The sequence below is a fragment of the Streptomyces sp. NPDC104226 genome (genome assembly GCF_055584085.1).
Genome location: NZ_JBVJMS010000006.1, coordinates 448,622 through 471,647, shown reverse-complemented (window position 1 = coordinate 471,647; position 23,026 = coordinate 448,622). Strand labels below are relative to the sequence as shown.

23 protein-coding genes and 1 pseudogene are annotated in these 23,026 nt (G+C 72.6%); 18 read left to right on the top strand and 6 right to left on the bottom strand.

Annotated features, from left to right (window positions below):
* Positions 1 to 130 precede the first annotated feature (130 nt).
* The 5 genes from ACZ60J_RS21435 to ACZ60J_RS21415 all read left to right on the top strand — a co-directional run bounded on the left by ACZ60J_RS21435 (position 131) and on the right by ACZ60J_RS21415 (position 5,211).
* Positions 131 to 973, top strand: a complete 843-nt coding sequence (locus ACZ60J_RS21435; RefSeq protein WP_469683915.1) for an ABC transporter permease — start codon at positions 131 to 133, stop codon at positions 971 to 973.
* Complete coding sequence (locus tag ACZ60J_RS21430) at positions 966 to 1,931, top strand: ABC transporter permease (protein WP_469683913.1); 966 nt, start codon at positions 966 to 968, stop codon at positions 1,929 to 1,931. The genes ACZ60J_RS21435 and ACZ60J_RS21430 overlap by 8 nt, the downstream gene beginning before the upstream one ends.
* A 2-nt stretch (positions 1,932 to 1,933) precedes the next feature.
* Positions 1,934 to 2,926, top strand: coding sequence for an ABC transporter ATP-binding protein (locus ACZ60J_RS21425; protein WP_469683911.1), 993 nt, complete (start codon positions 1,934 to 1,936; stop codon positions 2,924 to 2,926).
* Between the two features lie 74 nt (positions 2,927 to 3,000).
* A complete protein-coding gene (locus tag ACZ60J_RS21420) occupies positions 3,001 to 3,747 on the top strand; it encodes a DUF1707 SHOCT-like domain-containing protein (protein WP_469683909.1) in 747 nt (248 codons plus the stop codon).
* A gap of 84 nt (positions 3,748 to 3,831) precedes the next feature.
* Positions 3,832 to 5,211, top strand: a complete 1,380-nt coding sequence (locus ACZ60J_RS21415; protein WP_469683907.1) for a DUF445 domain-containing protein — start codon at positions 3,832 to 3,834, stop codon at positions 5,209 to 5,211.
* Positions 5,212 to 5,252: 41 nt separating this feature from the next.
* On the opposite strand, the gene ACZ60J_RS21410 is transcribed toward ACZ60J_RS21415, so the two are convergent.
* The 3 genes from ACZ60J_RS21410 to ACZ60J_RS21400 form a co-directional block, all read right to left on the bottom strand.
* The gene (locus ACZ60J_RS21410) at positions 5,253 to 6,011 is read right to left on the bottom strand and encodes a class I SAM-dependent methyltransferase (protein WP_469683905.1); all 759 of its coding nucleotides are present in this window, start codon (positions 6,009 to 6,011) and stop codon (positions 5,253 to 5,255) included.
* Positions 6,012 to 6,078: 67 nt separating this feature from the next.
* Positions 6,079 to 6,378 carry a hypothetical protein gene (locus tag ACZ60J_RS21405; protein ID WP_469683903.1) on the bottom strand — a complete coding sequence of 100 codons (300 nt, stop codon included), beginning with the start codon at positions 6,376 to 6,378 and terminating at the stop codon, positions 6,079 to 6,081.
* 65 nt (positions 6,379 to 6,443) lie between these two features.
* Entirely contained in the window at positions 6,444 to 6,620 is a 177-nt protein-coding gene (locus tag ACZ60J_RS21400) for a hypothetical protein (RefSeq protein WP_469683901.1), read from the bottom strand.
* A gap of 207 nt (positions 6,621 to 6,827) precedes the next feature.
* Here ACZ60J_RS21400 and ACZ60J_RS21395 point away from each other — a divergent pair, with 207 nt between their 5' ends.
* The 3 genes from ACZ60J_RS21395 (at position 6,828) to ACZ60J_RS21385 (ending at position 9,295) form a co-directional block, all read left to right on the top strand.
* Positions 6,828 to 7,370 carry a GNAT family N-acetyltransferase gene (locus ACZ60J_RS21395; RefSeq protein ID WP_469683900.1) on the top strand — a complete coding sequence of 181 codons (543 nt, stop codon included), beginning with the start codon at positions 6,828 to 6,830 and terminating at the stop codon, positions 7,368 to 7,370.
* 257 nt (positions 7,371 to 7,627) lie between these two features.
* Positions 7,628 to 8,743 carry a hypothetical protein gene (locus ACZ60J_RS21390; RefSeq protein ID WP_469683899.1) on the top strand — a complete coding sequence of 372 codons (1,116 nt, stop codon included), beginning with the start codon at positions 7,628 to 7,630 and terminating at the stop codon, positions 8,741 to 8,743.
* Positions 8,744 to 8,872: 129 nt separating this feature from the next.
* Positions 8,873 to 9,295 carry a very short patch repair endonuclease gene (locus tag ACZ60J_RS21385; RefSeq protein ID WP_469683897.1) on the top strand — a complete coding sequence of 141 codons (423 nt, stop codon included), beginning with the start codon at positions 8,873 to 8,875 and terminating at the stop codon, positions 9,293 to 9,295.
* 835 nt (positions 9,296 to 10,130) lie between these two features.
* Here the strand turns inward: ACZ60J_RS21385 and ACZ60J_RS21380 are convergent.
* The gene (locus ACZ60J_RS21380) at positions 10,131 to 11,135 is read right to left on the bottom strand and encodes an SEC-C metal-binding domain-containing protein (RefSeq protein WP_469683896.1); all 1,005 of its coding nucleotides are present in this window, start codon (positions 11,133 to 11,135) and stop codon (positions 10,131 to 10,133) included.
* A 56-nt stretch (positions 11,136 to 11,191) separates the two neighbouring features.
* Here ACZ60J_RS21380 and ACZ60J_RS21375 point away from each other — a divergent pair, with 56 nt between their 5' ends.
* The 6 genes and pseudogenes from ACZ60J_RS21375 to ACZ60J_RS21350 all read left to right on the top strand — a co-directional run bounded on the left by ACZ60J_RS21375 (position 11,192) and on the right by ACZ60J_RS21350 (position 16,275).
* Complete coding sequence (locus tag ACZ60J_RS21375; protein ID WP_469683894.1) at positions 11,192 to 11,992, top strand: class E sortase; 801 nt, start codon at positions 11,192 to 11,194, stop codon at positions 11,990 to 11,992.
* A 57-nt stretch (positions 11,993 to 12,049) separates the two neighbouring features.
* The gene (locus tag ACZ60J_RS21370) at positions 12,050 to 12,217 is read left to right on the top strand and encodes a DUF3311 domain-containing protein (protein ID WP_469683893.1); all 168 of its coding nucleotides are present in this window, start codon (positions 12,050 to 12,052) and stop codon (positions 12,215 to 12,217) included.
* Positions 12,214 to 13,779: a sodium:solute symporter family protein gene (locus ACZ60J_RS21365; RefSeq protein ID WP_469683891.1), complete on the top strand. Its 1,566-nt coding sequence runs from the start codon at positions 12,214 to 12,216 to the stop codon at positions 13,777 to 13,779. Before ACZ60J_RS21370 ends, ACZ60J_RS21365 begins: the two co-directional genes overlap by 4 nt.
* 96 nt (positions 13,780 to 13,875) lie before the next feature.
* Positions 13,876 to 14,217: a DUF6412 domain-containing protein gene (locus ACZ60J_RS21360; RefSeq protein WP_469683890.1), complete on the top strand. Its 342-nt coding sequence runs from the start codon at positions 13,876 to 13,878 to the stop codon at positions 14,215 to 14,217.
* A 121-nt stretch (positions 14,218 to 14,338) separates the two neighbouring features.
* Positions 14,339 to 14,720 (top strand): annotated as a pseudogene (locus ACZ60J_RS21355) (hypothetical protein); the annotation flags it as partial.
* A gap of 697 nt (positions 14,721 to 15,417) precedes the next feature.
* The gene (locus ACZ60J_RS21350) at positions 15,418 to 16,275 is read left to right on the top strand and encodes a fumarylacetoacetate hydrolase family protein (protein WP_469683888.1); all 858 of its coding nucleotides are present in this window, start codon (positions 15,418 to 15,420) and stop codon (positions 16,273 to 16,275) included.
* 106 nt (positions 16,276 to 16,381) lie between these two features.
* Here ACZ60J_RS21350 and ACZ60J_RS21345 read toward each other — a convergent pair whose 3' ends face one another.
* Both ACZ60J_RS21345 and ACZ60J_RS21340 read right to left on the bottom strand, forming a co-directional pair.
* The gene (locus tag ACZ60J_RS21345; RefSeq protein ID WP_469683886.1) at positions 16,382 to 17,575 is read right to left on the bottom strand and encodes an ALF repeat-containing protein; all 1,194 of its coding nucleotides are present in this window, start codon (positions 17,573 to 17,575) and stop codon (positions 16,382 to 16,384) included.
* A 105-nt stretch (positions 17,576 to 17,680) separates the two neighbouring features.
* Entirely contained in the window at positions 17,681 to 18,781 is a 1,101-nt protein-coding gene (locus tag ACZ60J_RS21340) for a Gfo/Idh/MocA family oxidoreductase (protein WP_469683884.1), read from the bottom strand.
* Between the two features lie 112 nt (positions 18,782 to 18,893).
* Here ACZ60J_RS21340 and ACZ60J_RS21335 point away from each other — a divergent pair, with 112 nt between their 5' ends.
* The 4 genes from ACZ60J_RS21335 to ACZ60J_RS21320 all read left to right on the top strand — a co-directional run bounded on the left by ACZ60J_RS21335 (position 18,894) and on the right by ACZ60J_RS21320 (position 23,022).
* Positions 18,894 to 19,964 carry an ROK family transcriptional regulator gene (locus tag ACZ60J_RS21335; RefSeq protein ID WP_469683882.1) on the top strand — a complete coding sequence of 357 codons (1,071 nt, stop codon included), beginning with the start codon at positions 18,894 to 18,896 and terminating at the stop codon, positions 19,962 to 19,964.
* A gap of 225 nt (positions 19,965 to 20,189) precedes the next feature.
* Entirely contained in the window at positions 20,190 to 20,969 is a 780-nt protein-coding gene (locus ACZ60J_RS21330) for a hypothetical protein (RefSeq protein ID WP_469683880.1), read from the top strand.
* Positions 20,970 to 20,978: 9 nt separating this feature from the next.
* Positions 20,979 to 21,752: a GntR family transcriptional regulator gene (locus ACZ60J_RS21325; RefSeq protein ID WP_469683878.1), complete on the top strand. Its 774-nt coding sequence runs from the start codon at positions 20,979 to 20,981 to the stop codon at positions 21,750 to 21,752.
* Positions 21,753 to 21,900: 148 nt separating this feature from the next.
* A complete protein-coding gene (locus tag ACZ60J_RS21320) occupies positions 21,901 to 23,022 on the top strand; it encodes a TIGR03364 family FAD-dependent oxidoreductase (protein WP_469683876.1) in 1,122 nt (373 codons plus the stop codon).
* Positions 23,023 to 23,026: the final 4 nt, after the last annotated feature.

Below are 23,026 nucleotides of genomic sequence, written 5' to 3'. Positions count from 1 at the left end.
CCCTCCGCACTAAGCTCGCGCGCTTTGGCCGACGTGGGGCCGACGTAGGTCCCGGGCAGCGCCTGGGTAGGGCCGATGTGGGAACGACGTGGGAACGACGCAGCAACGACCTGGGAAACGGAGGGACGAGGTGCGCCAGCCGGTGGTGGGGCGAGCCGGGCTCTACGGGGCGGTCGCGGCCGGGGGCTTTCGCCGGTACGCCACCTACGGGACGGCCACCGCGGCCGGGGTGTTCACCAACACCGTGTTCGGCTTCATCCTGGCCTACACCTACATCGCGCTCTGGGACGAGCGGCCCGGGCTCGGCGGCTACGACCAGTCCGAGGCCCTCACCTTCATGTGGGTCAGTCAGGCGCTGCTCGCCGCCGGGGCGCTGATCGGCGGAGGCTTCCAGGAGGAGTTCCAGGAACGCGTCCGTACGGGTGACATCGCCGTCGACCTGTACCGTCCGGCCGATCTCCAGACGTGGTGGCTCGCGGGTGATCTGGGTCGGGCGGGGTTTCAACTCCTGGGCCGCGGCGTAGTACCGCTGATCGTCGGCGGGCTCGCCTTCCAGCTGGCGCTGCCCACGGCTCCGCTGCGCTGGCTGCTCTTCCTCGTCTCCGTGTTCCTCGGGCTGGTGGTGAGCTTCGCGCTGCGCTACCTGCTGGGGCTGGCGGCCTTCTGGCTGATGGACGGGGCCGGGATCAACATGATGGCCACGGTCGTCTCCATCTTCTTCTCCGGGATGCTGCTGCCGCTGACCGTGTTCCCGGGCGGCTTCGGGGAGTTCGTCCGCCTGCTGCCCTGGGCGGCGATGCTCCAGGTGCCGGTGGACGTGCTCCTCGGCGGGGGAAGCGGGGGAAGCGGGGGCGGGGCCGCGCGTACCGCGGGGTGGCTGGGCTTCCAGGCCGCGTGGGCCGTGGTGCTGCTCGGGCTCGGGCGGCTGCTGCAGGCGGCCGCGACGCGGAAGGTGGTGGTCCAGGGTGGCTGAGCGGGTGGCGGAGGACGGGCTCGGGAGGGCTGAGTCGGCAGGCGTGGCGGGGGCGGAGCCTGGCGCGGCGGGCTCGGCGTCCGGTGGGGCGGGAGCGGAGTCCGGTGGCGCGGGGGCGGAGTCCGGGCTCCTCGTCCCGCGGCGCAGCCGGGTCCTGGAAGGGCTGCGCGGCTACGGGCTGATCGCCGCGATGTGGATCCGGTCGACGATGACGTACCGCACGTCCTTCTTCCTCTCCACCTTCGGCAACGCGGCCATCACCCTTCTGGACTTCGTCGCGATCATGATCATGTTCTCGCACGTGGACGAGCTCGGCGGCTTCACGCTGCCCGAGATCGCCCTGCTCTACGGGTCCTGCTCGGCCTCCCTGGGCCTGGCCGACCTGCTGCTCGGCAACACCGACCGGATCGGCACCCGGATCCGCGACGGCTCCCTCGACACCATGCTGGTCCGCCCGGTCCCGGTCCTCGCCCAGGTGGCGGCCGACCGGTTCGCCCTGCGCCGGCTGGGGCGGATCGCGCAGGGGCTCGTGGTGCTGGGCTGGGCCGTCTCGGAGCTGGACCAGGTGGACTGGACGGTCGGGAAGGCCCTGATGCTGCCCGTGATGATCACCGCCGGGGCGGCGATCTTCGGCGCGGTGATGGTGGGCGGCGCGGCCTTCCAGTTCCTCGCCGGGGACGCCGCGGAGGTGCAGAACAGCTTCACGTACGGAGGCTGCACCATGCTCCAGTACCCGCCGACCGTCTTCGCGAAGGACCTGCTGCGCGGGGTCACCTTCATCGTGCCGCTCGCCTTCGTCAACTGGCTGCCCGCCCTGTACGTGCTGGGCCGGCCCGATCCGCTGGGGCTGCCGGGGTGGGTGGCGTACGCGAGCCCGCTCGTGGCCTTCGTGGTGTTCCTCCCCGCGTCGCTGGCCTGGCGCGCGGGGGTCCGTTCGTACCGCAGTACGGGGAGCTAGCCGTGTCGGATGCACTGAATTCGGATGCCCTGATCTCTCTGCACGAGGTCGAGAAGGTCTTCGACGTGCGGCGCCGGGTGGGCCTGGTGCGCCGGGAGAAGAAGCAGGTCAGGGCCGTGGACGGGATCAGCTTCGAGGTGGCCCGGGGCGAGGTGGTCGGCTACATCGGGCCCAACGGCGCCGGCAAGTCGACCACCATCAAGATGCTGACCGGCATCCTCACCCCGAGCGGCGGCCGGCTGCGGGTCGCCGGCATCGACCCGGCGCGGGAGCGGATGCGCCTCGCGCACCGGATCGGGGTGGTGTTCGGGCAGCGCACGACGCTGTGGTGGGACCTCCCGCTGAAGGACTCGTACGCCCTGATGCGGCGGATGTACCGGATCCCGGCGGCGCGGTTCGCGGAGAACATGGAGCGCTGCGTGGACCGGCTCGACCTCGCCGAGCTGCTCGACGTACCCGTACGGCAGCTGTCGCTGGGGCAGCGGATGCGCGGGGACATCGCGGCGGCGCTGCTGCACGACCCCGACGTGCTGTACCTGGACGAGCCGACCATCGGGCTGGACGTGGTGAGCAAGGCGAGCGTACGGGGCTTCCTGCGGCAGCTGAACGAGGAGCTCGGCACCACGGTGCTGCTGACCACGCACGACCTCCAGGACATCGAGCAGCTGTGCGAGCGGGTGATGGTGATCGACCACGGGCGGCTGGTCTACGACGGCTCGCTGGGCGGGCTGCACACGGCGGGCGCCGAGGACGGTGCGGCGGTGAGCGAGCGGACGCTGGTGGTGGACCTGGAGCGGGAGCTCCCGCCGATCGAGGTGGCGGGGGCGCGGGTGGTGAAGGTGGAGGGGGCCCGGCAGTGGCTGGCGTTCCCGGCGCGGGCATCGGCGGCTCCGCTGGTGGCGGCGGTGGCCGCGGAGTACCCGCTGCTGGACCTGTCGGTGCGGGAGCCGGACATCGAGGACGTGATCGCGCGGATGTACGCGGGGCGGGGATAAATCAGGGACAACCCTGACCAGGAGGGGGGTTCGGGCCGTACCGCTCTCCGGGGTGACTGCATAGGCTGGTCCGCATGAGTGATGAGCGGTCCGAGACGCCGCGGCCCGAGCAGCCCTTGCCCGAGAAGCCGTTGCCCGAGAAGCCGTTGCTGCCGGAGCTGAGGGCTTCGGACGCCGACCGGGAGCGGGTGGTGGACCGGCTGCGGGACGCCGTCGCCGAGGGCCGGCTCGACATGGACGAGTTCGAGGAGCGGCTGGACGCGGCCTACCGGTCCCGTACGTACGCCGAGCTCGAACCGCTGACGCGGGATCTGCCCGCGCCCGGCGCGACGGCCCCGATCGCGTCCGCCCCGGTCGGGCTGACCAAGGCGGCGGTACCGGCCGGGTCGGAAGCCTCCTGGCCGTCCCGGATCGTGGGCGGCGGAGGAGCGGCGGGCGGTCCGGCCATGGCCGTGGCGGTCATGTCGGGCTTCCAGCGCAAGGGCAACTGGACCGTGCCCGCCCGGTTCCACGCGGTGGCGTTCTGGGGCGGCGGTGACATCGACCTGCGCGAGGCGAACTTCGCGGAGCGGGAGGTCGTGATCAACTGCGTCGCCATCATGGGCGGCATCCAGATCACCGTGCCGCCGGGCGTCGAGGTCGACGTGCGCGGCATCGGCGTGATGGGCGGCTTCGACCAGCGCGACAGCCCCGGCCCGGTGGAGCCGGGGGCTCCGCGGGTGGTCGTGACGGGCCTCGCCTTCTGGGGCGGGGTCGAGGTGAAGGTGAAGGCGCCGAAGCAGCGGGCGGTCGCGAAGCAGAAGCCGCGCAAGGAGCTGTAGGGGAGGGGAGCTGTAGGAGAGCTCACAGAAGGGGGCGCGTACGGCGCGCCGGGAACTCCCCGGGCGCCCCGGGAGTCGGATGCTATGCGGACGAAACCGTCGCCCGGGGGAAGGCAGGAGCACGTGGAGCAGGGCAGCACGACCACGACGGCGGCTAAGGCCACGGCTACGGCCACGACGGCTACGGCTACGGCACGGGGCGGCTTCGTGTTCAGCGAGGCCGACGAGGATCGCCGGCGCGGCGTCCGCCGCATGAAGCGGACCGCGACCGGCCTGCTGATCCTGGTCGCGCTGATCTACGTGGCGGCGAAGTGGGCGGAGCACGCGGGCGCGGGCGGCTGGGCCGGGTACGTCGCGGCTGGCGCCGAGGCGGGCATGGTCGGCGCGCTCGCGGACTGGTTCGCGGTCACCGCCCTCTTCCGGCGGCCGCTCGGCCTGCCCATCCCGCACACCGCGATCATCCCGACGAAGAAGGACCAGCTCGGGGTCTCCCTCGGGGAGTTCGTGGGCGAGAACTTCCTCTCCGCCGACGTGGTCCGTACGAGGCTGCACGCCCTCGGCATCGGCGGCCGGCTCGGCGCCTGGCTGGCCGAGCCCGCGCACGCCGACCGGGTCACGGCGGAGCTGGCCACGGCCCTGCGCGGCGCGCTGACGGTCCTGCGGGACTCCGATGTACAGGCCGTCGTGGGCGAGGCGATCACCCGGCGGGCCGAGAGCGCGGAAATCGCGCCGGGCATCGGCAAGACCCTCCAGAAGGTCGTCGCGGACGGCGGCCACCGCCGGGTCGTGGACCTGGTGTGCGCGCGTGCGTACGACTGGCTGGTCACCCACGCCGACTCGGTGGAGGCGGCGGTACAGGGCGGGGCGCCCGGCTGGACGCCGAGGTTCGTGGACCGCAAGATCGGCGACCGCGTCTACAAGGAACTGCTCCGCTTCGTCCAGGAGATGCGGGACATGCCGGAGCACCCGGCGCGCGGTGCGGTGGACCGCTTCCTCGCGGACTTCGCCGCGGACCTCCAGTCGGACACGGAGACGCGGGCGCGGGTCGAGCGCCTGAAGGCGGAGATCCTGCAGCGCGAGGAGATCCAGGACGTGATCGCCTCCACCTGGACGGCGGTCCGCTCGATGATCATCTCGGCGGCGGAGGACGAGCGGAGCGCGCTGCGCCTGCGGGTCCGTTCCTCGCTGATGTCCCTGGGCGCCCGGCTGGCCACGGACGGCCGCCTCCAGGCCAAGGTGGAGGGCTGGATCGAGGGCGCGGTGGTCTACGTGGTCACCACGTACCGCGCGGAGATCACCTCCCTCATCACGGACACGGTGGCGGGCTGGGACGCGGAACACACCTCGCGCAAGATCGAGGCCCACATCGGCCGCGACCTCCAGTTCATCCGCATCAACGGCACGGTGGTCGGAGCTTTGGCGGGGCTGCTGATCTACACGGTGTCGCAGGCGTTCGGGGCGTAGGGGCGGGGCGGCCTCTGGGGGCCGCGGGGTACTCCCCGCGGTCAGCGGCGCCGGCGCCGGGCGAGGTGCACGACCACGTCGGCGACGATCTCGACGCGGGCCGGCAGGACCCGCGCGATCCGGCGCAGTACCTGGTCCCGCTCCACGGCCGGCAGTACGGCATAGGCCGAGACGGTCGAGAGGTAGCCCAGGTACTCGTCGCCGCTCATCGTCAGCCGGCGGTCGATCACGGCCTGCCGTACATCGGTGAACCAGGCGGAGGCGGCCCGCCGGAGCTCCGTCCCCGGCCACTGCATGGCGTGCTCGGGTGGTGTCCCGTCCGGGGACGGGACCTCGTCGCTGTCCAAGAAGGGCGCCCGTGCCGCGCGAACGGCCTCCCTCACGGCCGGGTCGGCCGGCTGCACCTGCCCGCCCGCCGAGGCGAACACGCCCCCGGGCTCCACCAGGGACGCCACCCGCGCCCACCGGCCCTCCGGGTCGGTCCAGTGCAGCGCCGCCACCGCGAAGACCAGCCCGTACCGGCGGTGGGCCGTGCGCAGGGCCGGGTCCAGGTCCGGATCCGGGTCTGACTCCAGGTCCGGGTCCGGATTCAGGTCCTCCAGGGAGGCCCGTACCGCCGTGACGTTCGACGGTACGTGCCTGCGCAGCTCGGCGAGCATGGCCCCGTCCGGCTCGGTGGCGGTGACCGCGACCCCGCGTACGGCGAACAGGCGGGTCGCCTTGCCGGTCCCGGCCCCGATCTCGAGGGCGCTCCGCACCGGACCGCCCGCGTACTCCCGCACGAGTTCGAACAGCTCCACGGGACACCCCGGCCGGAATCGCTCGTACGCCGCCGCCCTGTCTCCGAAGCTCAGCGCGCGACGGGGTTCAGCCCCGGTCGGCAACGGCCCAGGACGCGGCGGCGACCACGGCCGCGGCGCCGACGACGGCCGGCCAGGCGCCGACCTTCTTCGCCAGCGGGTGCGCACCGGCGAACCCGGCGAGGTACAGCGCCCCGAGTCCGGCGGCGGCGGGGGCGCCGCCGCGCTTGTGCCATTCCCGACCGGCGACGATGCCCGCGGCGCCGAGCACGACACCGCCGAGCGGCCGCTTCTTGGTCCACCGCGCGACGGCGTAACCGCCGACCAGACCGGCGGCCGCCACTGCAGAGCTCGGTACCCGTGCCATGCTGTCCAACTCCCTCAACTCATCGGTTCATCGGTTCATGTGCGCACACCTACTCGCCCCCCACGCTAACGCGCCCTCTTGACCACCCGTCGGGCGCCCGCCGCGCCCAGCACCAGTACGGCCCCGCCGATCACCGGCTCCGGCACCGCGTCCCGCACACCGCGCGGCAGCACCGCCACCACGCCCAACACGAGCAGGAACGCGAGCCCGGCCCGGCCTGCGGCTCGAAGCAGTCTGTCCACGTGCTGCTCAACGCGGCCGCCGGGCCGCCCGACACGGACCGTGCGGAGGGGATTTGTCGCACACTCGCCGGATCCGTGCGATGTCTGCTCAGGGAACCGGATGGGCATAAATTCAATCTCCCACCCAAAGGGGCAAACCACCTCGCCCCCTCCCGCCCCACCCACCCCATCCCCACCCCCCCATCCCACACCTGGAGCCAGGACATCGTGATCTGCTACGGACAGGCCGTCCTCGACCTCGCGGACGAACTGGTCGACGCCTACGCCGACGTCTTCTCCGCCCCGCCGTGGAACGAAGACGAAGAAACCATTCGCCAGTTCGCCGCCCGCCTCCCGGCCGACGCCCGACGCCGTGGCTTCCGTACGGCCCTGGCCCAGTCCGCCGCCGGCATCGACGGCTTCGCCACGGGCTGGATCACCCCCGCGGCCTTCCCGCGAGACCGCGCGTACGCCCAGGTCGCGGCGCAGCTCGGCCCGGCCCGGGTGAAGGAACTCCTCACCGGGGCGCTGGAGATAGACGAGCTCGCCGTACGCCCCTACGCCCGCGGCCGCGGCACCGCCCGGGACCTCCTCACGGAGATCACCACCGACGCCCCGGACCGCCGCGCCTGGCTCCTGACCAGCCGCCTGGCCAGGAACACGGTGGCCACGTACCGCCGCCTGGGCTGGCACGAGGTCACCCCCCTCCCCGGCACGCAGACGGGCGTCATCGTCTTCCTGTCCCCGCACCACCCGAACCGGGCGGCGTAGCCCCGGGACGACCCCGCCGAGAGACGAGGACGGCCACCTCCGCTTTCCGCCTCGCACTTCGGCGGCATGCGGGGCACACCCCGCCCGCCCCACGGGCTGAACCGGGGAGGCCTGAGGCGCGGACGCGAGCATCCGGCTCCCCCTGCACCGAAGAGCAGTGCACGGCACACGACGGCACACCACGGTGCGCCCGATCGCAACTCCGAAAGATCGCCCAGCGGGGCATTCGGCCCGCTCGCACGGGGCATACCGCGCCCATGAAGCCCACACAAAGCACCACACGCCCCACCAAGGGCACCACACGCCCCACCCACACCCCGTCCCCACCGAACCCGACCCGCTCCAGGCCCACCACCCGCACGACGACCTCGACCACGCGAGCCGCTCCTCCTCCCCCCGCGGCCCGGCGCCAGCTCAACCTCGCCACGCGCCACCAACTCACCACCACCGCCGGCGTCCCACCCGGCACGATCACCTCGCGCACCCGCCCCGGCGGCCCCTGGCAACGCCTGTTGCCCCGCGTCTACCTCCTCCAGACCGGCCCCCCGGACCACCGCCAGCGCGCCCTGGCCGCCGTCCTCTACGCCGCCGAGCCCGGCTCCGACCCGCTCTCCGGCGACACCGCGGCCCTCACCGGCGGCGCGGCCCTCGCCCTGCTCGGGATCCGCGAAGCCCCGTACACCCCGGCCGACGTCCTGATCCGCGCCCCGCGCAAGCTCACCGCTTCACCGGACGTACGCCCGTACCCCACCACCCGCTGGCCCCGCACCATCACGGTCTCCGGCATCCCGAGCACCCGCCCGGTCCGCGCGGCCGCGGACTTCGCGGCCCGGACCGACCAGCCGGCGGACCGGATCCGCTCGATCCTGGCCCAGGTCGTCCAGTCAGGCTGGTGCCACCCCCAGGACCTGCACACCGAACTCCGCGCCGCCCGCCTCCTGACCCGCCCCGCGATCCGCGAGGCGGCGGCGGAACTGGTGGCCGGCGTCCGCTCGTTCGCCGAGGCCCAGGCCCGCGACGTCCTCTCCACCACGGACCTGCCGACCCCCCTGTGGAACGCCCGCCTCCACGCCCCGGACGGCACGTTCCTGGCGAGCCCGGACGCCTACTGGCCCGACGAGGGCGTGGCCCTGGAGATCGACTCGGCGGAGTACCACTACACCCGCGACTCCTGGCACGCCACCCTCCACCGCCGCCTCCGCCTGGAGTCCCACGGCATCCTGGTGGTCAGCGCGACCCCATCGATGATCAGAGACACCCCCACGGAGGTCATCACAGCCCTCCGCACCCTCCTCACCCTGACCACCCCCCGCCCCACCCCACCCACAGCCCTGGCCCGCGGGCATGTCCAGCTGCTACTTCCCCTGGGCTAGTCGGGAGCCAACGACAGCCGGTGTGCCATCGACGGGGGGTATGGAGGTTGCATGCATCGGTCTGTGTCGCTGTGCTCCGGAACAGGCACGACGTGGCGCGTCCGGAGGTCGCGGCGTGAGAATGGCGGTGTGAAGCCCTTGGAGACGACACCTGACGTACGTGTTCGGATGAGCCGACAGAAGAGCCGGAACACCCAGGTGGAGGTCGCGCTACGACGGTCCCTCCATGCGGTGGGACTGCGGTACCGCGTGCATCGGCGCCCGGTAAAGGGGGTGCGTCGGGAAGCCGACATCGTCTTCGGCCCGTCGCGCGTCGCGGTCTTCGTCGATGGTTGCTTCTGGCACGGTTGCCCGGAGCACGCGACGTGGCCGAAGAGGAACGCGGAGTTCTGGCGATCGAAGATCGAGGGCAATCGAGCGCGGGACGTCGACACAGACGCCAGATTGGCGGCAGCCGGGTGGCTGTCCGTTCGAGTGTGGGAGCACGAGAGGATCGAGGATGCCGCTTCCCGGGTTGGCGAGATCGTGCGGAGCCGTCGGGTAGCGGCCTGACACCAGTCGTGCTCGGCAGGTGGGGCGGACGCCGTCTGTCGTCATGGTGTCCGCCCGAGGAGCTGTCAGGGCCGCCGGAATAGCGGGTGCTTCACCCGAGGAGGTCTCGATGAGCATGGCTCGATCCAGGAAGCTGTTGTTCGTCTCGCAGCTGTCCTAAGGGAGCAGCGGGCAGGCGTGGCAGGCAGCCAGGTTGATGCTGTCAGCGCCGCGGGCTTCGGATTCCATGCGCAGGTGATCGCTGGGACACCGGCTCGGTCGGTACAACACCGAGCGGAGGGTGTGTGCCGGGGGGACGAGGGGGGATGGTCGACGCGGAGGCCCCGCGATCTCGCAGCCGGGTCTCTGGGGGCCTGGCGCCGAGCCGACGGATGACGCAGGGGCCTGGTGGTCGGTCAGCAGGGTCGACGGGCCCTTGCCGGTGAGGTCCAGGACGCTTTCCAGGCCTGCGTGTCGGGCATCAACACCACAGCACCTCTCTGTACGGCCGAACCGCCGACGTTGCCGCAGCGCGGCCCCCCAGGTGGTGCCTCTGCCTCGCTCGCATCGATGATGGTGACGGGAAGGGTGAGCCTGTCGTGTGCAGAACGTGCCAACGTGACGATGCCTGGTCGGCCTGTGCTGCCCACTCCATGGAGCCGGACCATCCGTGAAGGCATAAATCCTGTCGTCTCTGAATGCCGCAAGAATGCCCCGCTTGCGATCTTGCGGTACTCGGTAGCCAGCCGTGTTGATCACGAACTACACGTGGCGGTAACCCATACCGGATAGGGACATGTGAGGCGAGTAGGCGGGTTCGCGCTCTGTGCGCGAAGCCGCCTTGGAGTTTGTCTATCTATCGCCCATTGCCATGGCACTCCCCGTAAGGTCGGCCCGACGTGCACCAGCACAGGGTCGTTGGGGTGGGGGGCCAGGGGGTGGCTTTGCCTCGGGCGGCCAGGGTGGTGGCGTATTCCGCCAGGAGGGACGGGGAGGACGGGGAGGTTTTCTCCGAGGCTGCGAAGGCTTCGTATGACGGGACGCTGGCCGTGACGATGCCGAGGTTCGTGGTGCCCGAGGCGGTCAGGGTGCGGAGGCTGGATTCCACCTGGGCCAGGTGGGCGTCGTGGGAGGGGTACTCCGCCGCGAGGGTGGGGTACGACGTCAGGAGCTCTGCCAGTTCGCGGGCCGGCCAGTGGAGGATGGCCACCGGGAAGGGGCGGGAGAGGGCGGCGCGGCGGTCGCCGAGTTCGGCGCGCAGGCGGGCGATCTCGGCGCGGAGTTCGGCGGGGTCGTCGGAGCCGAGGGCCCAGATGCGCTTGGGGTCGTGGAGTTCGTCCAGCGGGATCGGGCCGATGTGGCGGGTGTCCGCGACCATGTCCCAGTCGTCGTGGGGGAGTCCGAGGAGGCGGCGCACGCGGTGGCGGCCCGTGAGGAGCGCGGTCGTGGCCGGGGTGAGGGGGGTGTTGTCCGGGGCCAGGAGGGTGGCGGCCTCGGTGAAGCACTCGTGGGAGGCCTCGAGTTCGTCGTGGGCTTCGAGGGCCTCGGCGATGACCTCCCAGGGGGCGGGGTCCGAAGGGGCCGCCGCGCGGATGCCCTGGATGAGGGCGCGGGCCTCGGGCTCGTGGCCGTACTCCCAGAGGTTGGCCGCCTGGAGGGCCTTGATGAGGGAGGGGTCGTCCGTGGTGTCCGCGGCCAGGAGTTGGTCGTAGAGGGCGCTCGCCCGCTCGCGTTCGTCGGCCAGTTCGAGGTGGGCCGCGGCCTGGAGGAGCAACGGCTCCTGGTCCTCGGGGTAGCGGGTCGCCGTGCGGATGAGGCGCTCGGCTTCGGCGATGTGCTCGGCAGGCGTGTCGGGGCGCATGGTTTGCAGCGTACTGCTGCTGGTCAGTTGAGGGGGCAGGACTTAGGGTGCCGCCCGTGCGAGATCGCGTGCGGGTCGTGGTGCAGGGGAAGGGTCGGCGGGCCTGGCATGCGCGCCGGGTCGGTCTCGCGGGGGCGTTGTGGGCTGCCGGTGAACTGGCCGTCACCGTGGGCGTGGTGGTGATGTTGCTGGTGGTGCACCAGGTGTGGTGGACCAACCGGCAGGCGCTGAACGCCGCCCACGAGGTGGTGAGGGAGCTGGAGGAGGGGGCATGGGCCCCCGCGCCCGAGGAGGGTGCGGAGGAGGATCCGGCTGCCGGTCTCGAGGTCGCGCCGTCCGAGGCGCCGGACGGCGGCGGGTCCTCGGGGGGTGCGCCCGCCGGGAACTCCGGTCCGCGCGCCGCCAAGCCGCCGCCGCGGGAGTCCGCGTACGGCATCCTGCGCATTCCGCGCCTCGGCGTCGCCGTGCCCGTCGCGCAGGGCGTGGACAAGCGGTCCGTGCTGGACAAGGGGTACGCCGGGCACTACGCGGGGACCGCGCAGCCCGGGGCAGAGGGGAACTTCGCGCTCGCAGGGCACCGCAACACGCACGGGGAGCCCTTCCGTTACATCAACCGGCTCAGGGCCGGGGACGAGCTGATCGTGGACGTGCGCGGAAAGCGGTACGTGTACCTGGTCGGGCAGACGCTGGCGGAGACGACCGAGCGCGACACCGGGGTGATCGCGCCCGTCCCGCGCAGCATCGTGACGCCGGGGGCCGGGTACAGCGAGCCCGGCGCGTACATCACGCTGACCACCTGCACGCCCGAGTACAGCTCCAAGTACCGGCTCGTGGTGTGGGGGATCCTCAAGCGTTGACGCGTGACCGGCCCGTAGGGTGGGGCGGTGCGTCAGAAATGGGTGAAACGTCCGCAGTTGGCGTGGCTTGCCGTGCCGTTCGTGCTGTTCGTCGGTGCGCTGCCGTTCGCGAACCGGGTGGAGCCGGCGCTGGGCGGCGTACCGTTCCTGCTCCTCTGGTTCATCGGGGCGACCCTGCTGACCCCGCTCGCGGTCTGGCTGACCTGGCGCGGTGATCACCGATGAGCCAGGCGGCCGTCGCGACCACCGTCTTCGGCGTGTTCATGGTGGCCACCGTCGCGCTCGGGCTGCTCGCGGTGCGCGGGCGCGGCGGGGGCGGCGGCGGGCTCGCCGAGTGGTCGGTGGGCGGGCGCTCGCTCGGCACCGTGTTCATCTGGGTCCTGATGGCGGGCGAGGGGTACACGAGCTTCAGCTACCTCGGCGCGACCGGCTGGGGCTACAACTACGGCGCCCCGGTGATGTACGTGGTCGCGTACATGTCCTGCGGCTACGCGGTCGGGTACGTCGTCGGGCCCGTGCTGTGGGACTACGCGCGGCGCCACGGCCTCGTCGGCATCACCGACATGGTGAGCCACCGCTACGGGCGCCCCTGGCTCGGCGCCGCGGTCGCGGTCCTCGCGACCGTCTTCCTGCTCCCCTACATCCAGCTCCAGATCACCGGAATGGGCGTGGTGGTCTCGACGGTCACCTACGGGGCGGTCTCCCTGGAATGGGCCTACTTCATCGCCTTCGCCGTCACCACCGGCTTCGTCGTGGTGAGCGGGCTGCGCGGCAGCGCGTGGGTGTCCGTGCTGAAGGACGTGCTGGTCATCGGCACCCTCGGGTTCCTCGCCGTCTACGTCCCCCTGCACTACTTCGGCGGCTACGGAGAACTCTTCGAGCGGCTCACCGCCGAACGCCCGCAGTGGCTCACGCTCCCCGGCGCCGGGAGCGGCGAGGGCGGCCGGGGCGAGCTGGGGGTGGGGTGGTTCGCCTCGACCACCGTGCTGAACGCGCTGACCGTCGTCATCTTCCCGACCACCGTGGCCGGGTACCTGGGCGCACGCAGCGCCGACGCGCTGCGCCGCAACGCCATCCTGCTGCCCGCGTACAACGTGCTGCTCTTCGTGCCGATGCTGCTGGGCATGGCGGCGCTGTTCGTCGTCCCGGGGCTGGCCGGCGCCGAGTCCAACCTCGCGCTGTTCAAGCTGGTCGTGGACTCGCTGCCGGCGTGGGCCGTGGGGGTGATCGGGGTGGCGGCGGCGCTGTCGTCGATCGTGCCGATGGCGGTGTTCATGCTGGTCATCGGCACGATGTGGGGGCGCAGCGTGCTCTCGCTGCTGCCGCGCTGGAGCTCGGGCGAGCGGCAGAAGCTCGCCTCGCAGGTGGTCGTGGTGGCGGCCGGGACGATCGCGCTGGTGATGACGTACACGGCGCCGAACACGCTGGTCAGGCTCTCGCTCGTGTCCTACGAGGGCATGGCGCAACTGGTGCCGATGCTGCTGTTGGGGCTGGTGTGGCGCAAGTTCACGACGGCGGCCGCGGTGAGCGGGCTGGCGGCGGGGGTCGCGGTGGTCTGCGGGCTGGTCTTCACGGGCCACGACCCGGTGTGGGGCGTGAACGCGGGCATGGTCGCCCTCGCGGTGAACCTGGCGGTCGCGCTGACGGTGACCTGGCTCGGCCCGCGGGAGAGGGCGGCGGGCGGGGGACCGGACCCCCGGCCGGACGAGGAGGTGCTGGCGCGAGATCCGCTGCCCGGGGACGGGGACGAAAACGGGATCCCGTCCGTTGTCAGTGCGCGAGGCTAGTATCGATCGCGAGTACGAGTACGAGTACGGGGCAGCGCGAGTGGCGGGTCTCTTACGGGAGTTCGCGCGCGGGAGCGGCGGGAGGGGGCGGTTCGCATGGCAGAGCACAGCGGGCTTCGCCCTGTGCGGTTCCGGTTCGCGGCGCCGTCCGCGCGACTGCTGGCGCTGCTGGCCTCGCTCCTGGTGCTCGGAGGCTTCCTCGGGCTGTTCGCCGGTGAGGGCGGGCTCGGCGCGGTCGTGGTGGTCCTCGCGGCGACCTTCGCCGTGGGTGCCTCGGTGCTGGCCGCCCGGCTGGTCCGGCCGGTGCCGCCCCATCGCATACGTACCGCGATCCGTGATCGCGAGCAGCGCACGGCGTTCCTGCCGCAGCGCGATCCCGACGCTTCGGGCCGGTCGCGGCCCAGGGCGCCCGGCCGTGCCCTTCCGACGGCCGCGTAGGGGCGCGCAGCTCCTTCTTCGTTCCGATCGCTTCTGATCGCCACACCTTGCCGCCCCTCGCGGGTCGTCACGCCGAAACGCATCTCTTTCGACGTTCGACGAATCCCTTCGGAGGGCCCACGTGTCCGTTTTCATCGATCTTGTTGCTCTGCTGGGCCGGCTCCTGGAGCCGGTGCTGGCCGAGTCCGCGACCGCTGCCGCGATCGTGCTGTTCACCGTGCTCGTGCGGCTCGCGCTGCACCCCCTGAGCCGGGCCGCCTTCCGCGGGGCGACCCCGGTGGCGGGGATCCTGCCGGTGCTGCTCCAACTGCCGGTGTTCTTCCTGATGTACCGGGCGTTCTCCTCGGCGGAGATCGGCGGGGCCGCCAACGAGCTGCTTGGCCACCGGCTGTTCGCCGCGCCGCTCGGGGACCGGTGGGGTGAGGCGCTCGGGGAGGGCGGCCTCTTCGGCGAGCGGGGGCTCGTGTTCCTCGGACTGTTCGCGGCCGTCGCGCTGGTGGCCGCGTGGAGCGCGGCACGCGGACGCAAGGCGGCGGCGCTTGCGGCTGCCGCCGGGGGAGTCGCGGGCACGGCCGGTGGAGCCGAGGCGGGCGGGGCGAAGGCCGGTGGGGGCAAGGCGGGCGGGGGAAAGGCCGGCGGGGGCAAGGCCGGCGGGGCCAAAGCCGGCGGAGCGAAGGTGGGCGGTGCCGCGGCTGGCCGTGCCAAGGCCAGCGGTGCCACAGCCGGCCGTGCCAAGGCCAGTGGCGCCAAGGCCAGCGGTACTAAGGCCGGTGGCGGGAAGGGGGCGGCGGCCGGGGCTGCCGTTGCCTTGAGTGCCGAGCAGCAGGAGTTCATGCGCAAGGTGGGCGGCGTACTGCCCCTGCTGTCCTTCGGGACGCTGATCACGGCCGCCCTGGTGCCGCTGGCGGCCGGGCTGTACCTGGTCACGACCACCGCGTGGTCGGTGGCCGAGCGCGTCTGGCTCCAGTACCGGAAGGACCGGGCGGAGCGGAAGGACCGTGAGGACCGCGCGGGCCGTGAGGGCCGTGAGGCGCGTACGGAGGGGGCGATCAGCGGAGCCGCGCGTTCCGCCATGTGAACAGGGTCTTGCGGATGAGGCCGACATCTTGGAGGATCGACCAATCCTCCGATGGCCGCAACCCATCGTCCGGCCCGGGGCATGCCCATGGGCCGACCACCCTCGACCACGGGAGAATGCCCATGAAGCTGCTGCGTGTAGGACCCGTCGGGTCGGAGCGCCCCGCGCTGCTCGACCAGGACGGGACCCTGCGGGACCTGTCCGGCCTGATCACGGATGTGGACGGCACCCTGCTCGCCGACGACTCCGTGCTGTCCCGAGTACGGGACGCGGCCGGATCCGGCGAGCTCCCGGTGCTGGACGCCGAGGGTCTGCGGATCGGGTCCGCCGTCGGCCGCATAGGCAAGGTCGTGGGCATCGGCCTGAACTACCACGGGCACGCGGCCGAGGTGGGCGCCGAGGCGCCGGCCGAGCCGATCATCTTCCTCAAGGCCCCGGACACCGTGGTCGGCCCCGACGACACCGTGCTGATCCCGCGCACCAGCGTCAAGACCGACTGGGAAGCCGAGCTCGGCATCGTCATCGGCGCCACCGCCCGCTACCTGGCCTCCCCCGAGGAGGGCCTCGCGCACGTCGGCGGGTACGTGCTGGTCAACGACGTGACCGAGCGCGCCTTCCAGAACGAGCGCGGCGGCACCTGGGACAAGGGCAAGAACTGCGAGACCTTCACCCCGCTCGGCCCCTGGCTGGTCACCGCGGACGAGATCCCGGACCCGCAGGTGCTGGACGTCAAGCTGTGGGTCAACGGTGAGCTCAAGCAGGACGGCCACACGTCCGACCAGATCTTCCCGGTCGGCGAGGTCGTGCGGTACGTGAGCCAGTTCATGACCCTGCACCCGGGTGACGTCATCATCACCGGCACCCCGGCCGGTGTGGCCGCGGGCCAGCCGGAGCCGAAGCCGTTCCTGCGGGCGGGCGACGTGGTGGAGCTGGAGATCGACGGGCTCGGCCGCCAGCGCCAGGAGTTCAAGGACGCGTAGCCGGTCCCCGCGGGTCGACCCCGCGGATCGGTACGAAAGGGGCGGTGCCGTCGTCGACGGCACCGCCCCTTTCCGGTATGCCTGTGTGCCGTTCGGCCGTCAGCCGTCAGCCGCCGGACGGCATCCGGCGGCGCCGGTTGACGAGCACGAGCCCCGCGCCCGCGGCGAGCGCCGTGGCGGCCCCGCCGGCGATCCAGCCGTTCTCGGCGCCCGCGCCCGTGCTGGCGAGATTCCCGGTGGTGCCGCCCGCCGGGGTCGGCTGGTTGCCGGTTCCGGCAGGGGTCACCGTGCCGTTCCCCGAACCCTCGCCGCCGGTGCCCGAGCCGGAGCCCTCGCCCTTGTCCTCGCCCTTGTCGTCGTCCGGCTTCGCGGCCTCCTCGGCCGTCTTGTCCTTCTCCCGTGCCACGTGCTGGCCGGTCTTGAGGAACTCGACGCGATCCTCGGGCGTGCCGTTCAGCGCGGCCCGGGCGGCCTTCACCACCTCGGGGCCGCCCACGCTCGCGATCTGGGCGATGAGGACCCGGTTGTCGTTGTCGCGGTGCACGTGCTGTGTGGTCGTGACGAACTCCCGCAGCTGCGCGGGGGTCGGGTCGCTGCCGAGGAACTTCTGGATGGCCTCGGTCAGGCCCGGTCCCGCGTCCTTGAGCATCCGCAGGATCTCGACCCTGTCGTCGTCCGCGCGGATCGCGTGCTGCTCCGTCGCGACGAACGCGCGGATCTCCTCCCGGGTCCCGTGGTTGAGCAGGTAGTTGACCCGCTCGGTGATGCCCTTGCCGGCGCCGGTCAGCATCCGCAGCATCTCGAACGTGTCGTCCTCCAGGCGGGCCACGTGCTGCCCGTTCTTCAGGAACTCCGTGAGCGCTTCCTGCGTACCGATCCTGAGGGCCTTCTCGGCCTCGCGCCGTACGGCGCGACCTCCGGTGCTCAGGATCTGGGTGACCTTCACATCGTCGTCGATGAGCTGCTGCTGGGCCCAGACGACCTCCAGGAAGTGCCGCATGTCCGCGGCCGTTCCCTTGAGCGCCTTCTCGGCCGCCGCGCGCACGCCGGGACCGGACGCGGGATCCGCCAGGATCGCCTCGATCTTCTTCCGGTCCTTCGCTTCCTGTGCGTCCTCCTCCTGTGCGTCCTCCTCCTGCGAGCCGCTCCCGGCCTCCGACGGCGCGCCCTGATCCGGTGCAGAAGGTGCCGGGGGAGCGGAGGGTGACGCGGCGTCGGCAGCGAAGGCGGGGGAGGAGAACAGGACGGCCGGGGCCATTGCGGCGGCGGCGACGGCCGACGCGAGATGGGGGAGCTTCACAGGGGCACCACTCTTCGCAGATGTAACGATCTTTAACTTATGCAAATGTCAGATCGCGCCTCTGCCGCAAGAGGCCCGTTCTCGTTGCGGATTGGGTGCGATGGATCACATGTCCACGGCTCGCCCGTCCGCCGACGACCTGCGGGCCGCCTCCAGTACGTCCAGGCAGTGCGCCGCTTCCAGGGCCGTCACGGGGGCCGGGCCGCCGTCGTGCAGGGCCGCCGCCACGGCCGCGTAGTACGCCGGGTAGTCGCCCGGCGCCGTCCGCACCGGCGTGCCCCCGCCGGTCAGCGGTGATTCCCCGGAACCCAGCCGGCCCCACAGGTGTTCCGGCTCCTCGCCCCAGGTGCGCTCGGGGTCGCCGGGGCGCAGACCCTCGCGCAGGGCCCCCTCCTGGGGGTCCAGGCCGTACTTGACGTAGCCCGCGCGGGAGCCGAGTACGCGGAAGCGCGGGCCCAGCTGGGCCGTGGTCGCGCTGACGTAGAGGTGGGAGCGGACCCCGCTCGCGTGGGTGAGGGCGATGAAGGTGTCGTCGTCCGCCTCGGCGCCCGGGCGGCGCACGTCGGTCTCCGCGTAGACCCGTACGGCAGGGCCGAACAGCACCAGCGCCTGGTCCACCACATGGCTGCCGAGGTCGTACAGCAGCCCGCCGATCTCCTCGGGGGCACCCGACTCCCGCCAGCCGCCCTTGAGCTGCGGGCGCCAGCGCTCGAAGCGGGACTCGAAGCGCTGCACCTCGCCCAGCTCGCCGTCGGCGAGGAGGCCGCGCAGGGTGAGGAAGTCGTTGTCCCAGCGGCGGTTCTGGAACACCGACAGGAAGGTCCCGGTCCGCTCGGCGAGCGCGGCCAGCTCGCGGGCCTCGGCGGCGGTGGCGGCGAGCGGCTTGTCCACGACCACCGGGATGCCGGCCGTGAGGGCGGCCGTGGCGAGCGGGACGTGCGTCTTGTTCGGGGAGGCGATGACGATCAGGTCGGGGGCGGGGCTCTGGGCGAGCAGCTCGGCGGCGGTGGCGGCGATCCGGACGTCCGGGTAGGCCTCGCGGGCCTGGGCGGCGCGGCCCGGGTCGGAGGTGACGACCGTGTCGAGGACCAGGCCCTCGGTCGCGGAGACGAGCGGGGCGTGGAAGACGGAACCGGCCAGGCCGTAGCCGACGAGTCCGACGCGGAGGGGGGTGGGGGCGGGGGCGGAGGGGCTGGGGGCGTTCATGGTCCTACTTTGGCAACAGTGTTGCTTAAGTGCAAGGAGGGTGGACAATGGGCAGGTGGACAGCAGGGGTGGCAGGGGTGGCAGGGGCGGTACGAGCGGTACCGGTGGCGGCGTGAACCTTCCGGTGCTGCGCGGGCACAACGACGCGCTCGTACTGGACCTCCTGCGCGGAGCCGGCCCCGCCGGCCTCGGCCGCGGCGACCTCGCCGCGCGTACGGGTCTCACCCCGCAGGCGGTCAGCAAGATCGCGGCGCGGCTCCGCGACGAGGGGCTGGTGGCCGACGCCGGACGCGAGGCGTCCACCGGCGGCAAACCCCGCACGCTGCTGCGGCTGGTGTCGGAGGCGCGGTCCGCGGTCGGGCTGCACCTGGACCGCGACGAGCTCACGGCGGTACGGGTCGACCTGGCGGGCCGCGTCGTCGCCGACGGCCGCGTTCCGCTGGACTTCGGGGCCGGTCCGGAGGCCGTGGTCGAAGAGGCCGTACGGGCGGTCGCGCGGGTGTGCGGTGACCGGCCGCTCCTCGGCGTCGGCGTGGCCGCGCCGGGGCCGTTGGACTGGCGGACCGGGGTGCTGGGGCGGGTGACGGGGTTCCCGGAATGGGAGGGGTTCCCGTTGCGGGAGGTGCTGGAGGGGCGGTTGGGGGTTCCCGTGCGGGTGGACAAGGACACCAACGCGGGGGTTGCGGCGGGGGCGGGCTTCGGCGGAGCGGGCTTCCGCGGGGCGGGCTCCGGGGAGTCCGTGGCGTACGTGCACGTCGGCACCGGACTGGGCGCGGGGCTCCGGCTGGCCGGCAGCGGCGAGGTCTACCGGGGGCGGCGCTCGGCGGCGGGGGAGTTCGGGCACCAGGTGCTGCAGCTGGACGGGCCGGCCTGCCGGTGCGGGGGGCGCGGGTGCGCGGAGGTGCTGTGCCTCGACGCGGTCGCGGGGGGCCGGCTGGAGGAGGCGGCGCGGATCGTGGGGGAGGCGGCGGCGAACCTGGTCGCGCTGCTGGATGTGGACCGGGTGTTGCTCGGGGGGCGCGTGGTGGCGGGTGCGCCGGGGGTGTTCCTGGAGGGTGTGCGGAAGGTTTTGGGGGCGCGGGCGTTTGTGGGGGGTGTGGTGGGGGTCGGGCTTGCGGAGGGGGGTGTCGCGGAGGGGGCGGCGGAGCTGCTGCTCGGCCCGCTGTTCGGCCGCGGGCAGTAACCGTCCCGACCCCGACCCGGCTCTGGCCCGGCGGCGGATGCGGCCCCGGGAGGTGTCCGCCGAATGGGGGGAAATGGGGAGATGTGGGGCGTGGTGCTGGACAGGGGGTCGGGCGGGCGTGGGAGGGTGCGGGGCAAGGCCGGGGTGATTGTCGGGTTGTGTGGCAATCAGTTGGCGGGTCGTTCGGTTGTGGGTTGTTCCGGCGTCGGCGAGTAGGGGTTCTCCATGCGACTGCGCAAAGCCCTTGCCCTGGCAGCCGTCTTCCTGGCCGCAGCCACGGTCACCGTCACCGCCCCCGCCGTCACTACCGCGTCCGCGGACATCGGCAACGGCGGCGGCGCCCGGCCCGCGCCCGCGCTGCCTTCGCGGGTGGAGGCCGTCTGCGGGGACGGGAAGAGCACGCAGTTCCCCATCGGGGCCCGGATCCGCGGGGGACCGGCCGTGTACCGGACCGGCGGCGAGGCGCAGAGCTGGTACCTCGACCTGACCAACACCACGACGACCGAGTGCACCGCCATTCACCCCGTCGTGGTCTTCACCGACCCGGCCCACGCCCTGCGGCCCGCCCATTTCCGCATGGAGTTCGATGTCCAGGGCCACGCCCTCCCCGTCAGCCTGGAGCGCACCGACCGCGACGAGATCGTCGCCGTCTTCGACGGCGGCGACGCCTTCTCCGGCTTCACCGTCGGCCCCGGCGGCTCCGTGACCGTCACCGTGCGGCTCGCCTTCGCCTCCGACACCCCCCGCGGCGAAGCCGTCGCCGACGCGGCGCTGGTCCAGCGCAAGGGCGACGACGGCGACTGGATCGGCGAGGCGGGCGGCTACCGGTTCGAGATCCAGGGCCCGGACACCGAGACCGGTGAGGCCGGGGCGCTGGCCGAGACCGGCCGCCCCCCGGCGGCCTGGGCCTACGGGGCCGGCGCCGCGGCCGCTGTGGCCGGTGGCGGCGGACTGCTGTTCGGGGCCCGCCGACTGCGCAAGGGGCCCGGCCCGCAGGCCACGTAGAGTCCGAGGGTGGAAGAACCGACCGCCTACGCGCACCACCACCGACCCGGCCTGCCCGTCCGCTCCGGCATCCCCGAGCACGGCCGCATCCCGAAGTACTACGCCGTCAAGGCCCGCATCGCCGGGCTGCTCGACGAGCTCGGCGAGGGGGGACTCCTCCCCACCGAGCGCGATCTCGCCGAGCAGTACGAGGTTTCCCGCGAGACCGTCCGCCAGGCCCTGCGCGAGCTGCTGCTGGAGGGCCGGCTGCGCCGCTCGGGCCGCGGTACCGTCGCCGCCGGGCCGAAGCTCGAACAGCCCCTGTCGCTGGCGAGTTACACCGAGGGCGTACGCCGCCAGGGGCGCACCCCGGGGCGTCACCTCATCGGACTCGAACGCTTCCCCTGCCCGGCCCCCGTGGCCCCCGGCATCGGTGCCGAGCCCGGGGAGCCGGTCTGGCACCTGGAGCGGGTGCTGCTCGCCGACGAGGAGCGGGTCGGACTGGAGAGCACGTACGTCCGGGTCGCCCGCGCACCCCGTCTCGACGTCGATTTCCAGCCGGACTCCTCCTTCTACGGGTACCTCCACGACAGCCTCGGCATCTCCTTCGGCGACGCCGACGAGAAGCTGGAAACGGTCCTCGCCACCCCGCGCGAAGCCCTGCTGATCGGCACCCCGCCCGCGCTCCCGATGATCCTCATCCACCGCTTCTCCCGTGACCAGGACGGCAGGCCGCTGGAGCGGGTGCGTTCGCTCTACCGTGGTGACCGGTTCAGCTTCACGACCCACCTGCGGCCCGAATAGTCCCGCCCGAAGCCCTGGAAAAGACCTGAAAGGGGATGAAGCAATATCACGGAAAGGTAACGGGTCTAGTCCAAGCGTCGAGGGCTGTTCACCGGAGCGTCGCCCGCGGGATCCTCCCGGGTCACTGGCCGCCGTCACCTTGGAGCACGTGAGAGTCATAGTCGTCGGAGGCGGCGTGGTAGGCACCATGCACGCCTGGCAAGCAGTGGAACGCGGCCACGAGGTCGTCCAGATCGAGCGAGAAGCGGAGGCCCGCGGCGCGTCCTTGCGCAATTTCGGCCAGATCTGGGTCAGTGGCCGGGCCGGGGGCGAGGAGCTCGACACCGCCCTGCGGGCCCGCGAGCTCTGGGAGGCGATCGGTGAGCGGGTGCCCGGCCTGGGCTTCCGCGCCATCGGCTCCCTGACCCCGGTACGCAACTCCCGCGAGCACGCGGTCGCCGAGGCCGCCGTGGCCCGCGCCGACGCCGCCGCCCGCGGCTACAAGCTGGTCACCGCCGAGGAGGCCAGGGCGATCAACCCCGCCCTACGCGGCGCGTTCGAGGCCGCCCTGTGGTGCGAGCGGGACGCGGCCGTGGAACCGCGCACCGCACAGCTCCACCTGCGCGAAGCCCTCAGGGCGTCCGGCCGCTACACCTTCCTGCCGGGACGGGAGGTGCGCGAGGTCGTGGGGAACGGCGCCGTCCGCGACGACCACGGCGACGTCCACCAGGGCGACGCGGTGATCCTGGCCACCGGAGCCTGGCTCTCCGGCCTGGTCCGCGAACTGGTCCCCGACCTGCCCGTGCGCCGCGTCCGGCTGCAGATGATGCAGACCGCCCCGCTCGGCGAGCCCCTGACGACCTCGGTCGCCGACGCCGACAGCTTCCGCTACTACCCCGCCTACACGAGCGAAGCCCTCGACGAACTCAACGCCGAGCAGGCCCAGGCGCCGATCGCCGCCGCGCACAAGATGCAGCTCCTGATGGTGCAGCGGCAGGACGGCGGACTGACCATCGGCGACACCCACGAGTACGAGCACCCCTTCGCGTTCGACACCCTCGAAGACCCCTACACGCACCTCACCGAGGTCGTCGAGTCCTTCCTGGGCCGCCCGCTGCCGCAGATCCGCCGCCGCTGGGCGGGCGTGTACGCGCAGTGCACCGACACCACCCGCGTCGTCCACCGCGAGCAAGTGGCCGACGGCGTCTGGCTGGTGACCGGACCCGGCGGCCGGGGCATGACCTGCTCGCCCGCCATAGCCGAAACCACCGCGAACGAACTGGGCTGGTAAGCAC

Excerpts from the sequence above, each read along its gene's own strand:
- ACZ60J_RS21415 (WP_469683907.1), top strand. The coding sequence starts at position 3,832 with ATGCGGACGAAACCGTCGCCCGGGGGAAGGCAGGAGCACGTGGAGCAG.
- ACZ60J_RS21330 (WP_469683880.1), top strand. The coding sequence starts at position 20,190 with ATGCGACTGCGCAAAGCCCTTGCCCTGGCAGCCGTCTTCCTGGCCGCA.
- ACZ60J_RS21390 (WP_469683899.1), top strand. The coding sequence starts at position 7,628 with ATGAAGCCCACACAAAGCACCACACGCCCCACCAAGGGCACCACACGC.
- ACZ60J_RS21405 (WP_469683903.1), bottom strand. The coding sequence starts at position 6,378 with ATGGCACGGGTACCGAGCTCTGCAGTGGCGGCCGCCGGTCTGGTCGGC.
- ACZ60J_RS21360 (WP_469683890.1), top strand. The coding sequence starts at position 13,876 with ATGGCAGAGCACAGCGGGCTTCGCCCTGTGCGGTTCCGGTTCGCGGCG.
- ACZ60J_RS21380 (WP_469683896.1), bottom strand. The coding sequence starts at position 11,135 with ATGCGCCCCGACACGCCTGCCGAGCACATCGCCGAAGCCGAGCGCCTC.
- ACZ60J_RS21365 (WP_469683891.1), top strand. The coding sequence starts at position 12,214 with ATGAGCCAGGCGGCCGTCGCGACCACCGTCTTCGGCGTGTTCATGGTG.
- ACZ60J_RS21420 (WP_469683909.1), top strand. The coding sequence starts at position 3,001 with ATGAGTGATGAGCGGTCCGAGACGCCGCGGCCCGAGCAGCCCTTGCCC.
- ACZ60J_RS21340 (WP_469683884.1), bottom strand. The coding sequence starts at position 18,781 with ATGAACGCCCCCAGCCCCTCCGCCCCCGCCCCCACCCCCCTCCGCGTC.
- ACZ60J_RS21350 (WP_469683888.1), top strand. The coding sequence starts at position 15,418 with ATGAAGCTGCTGCGTGTAGGACCCGTCGGGTCGGAGCGCCCCGCGCTG.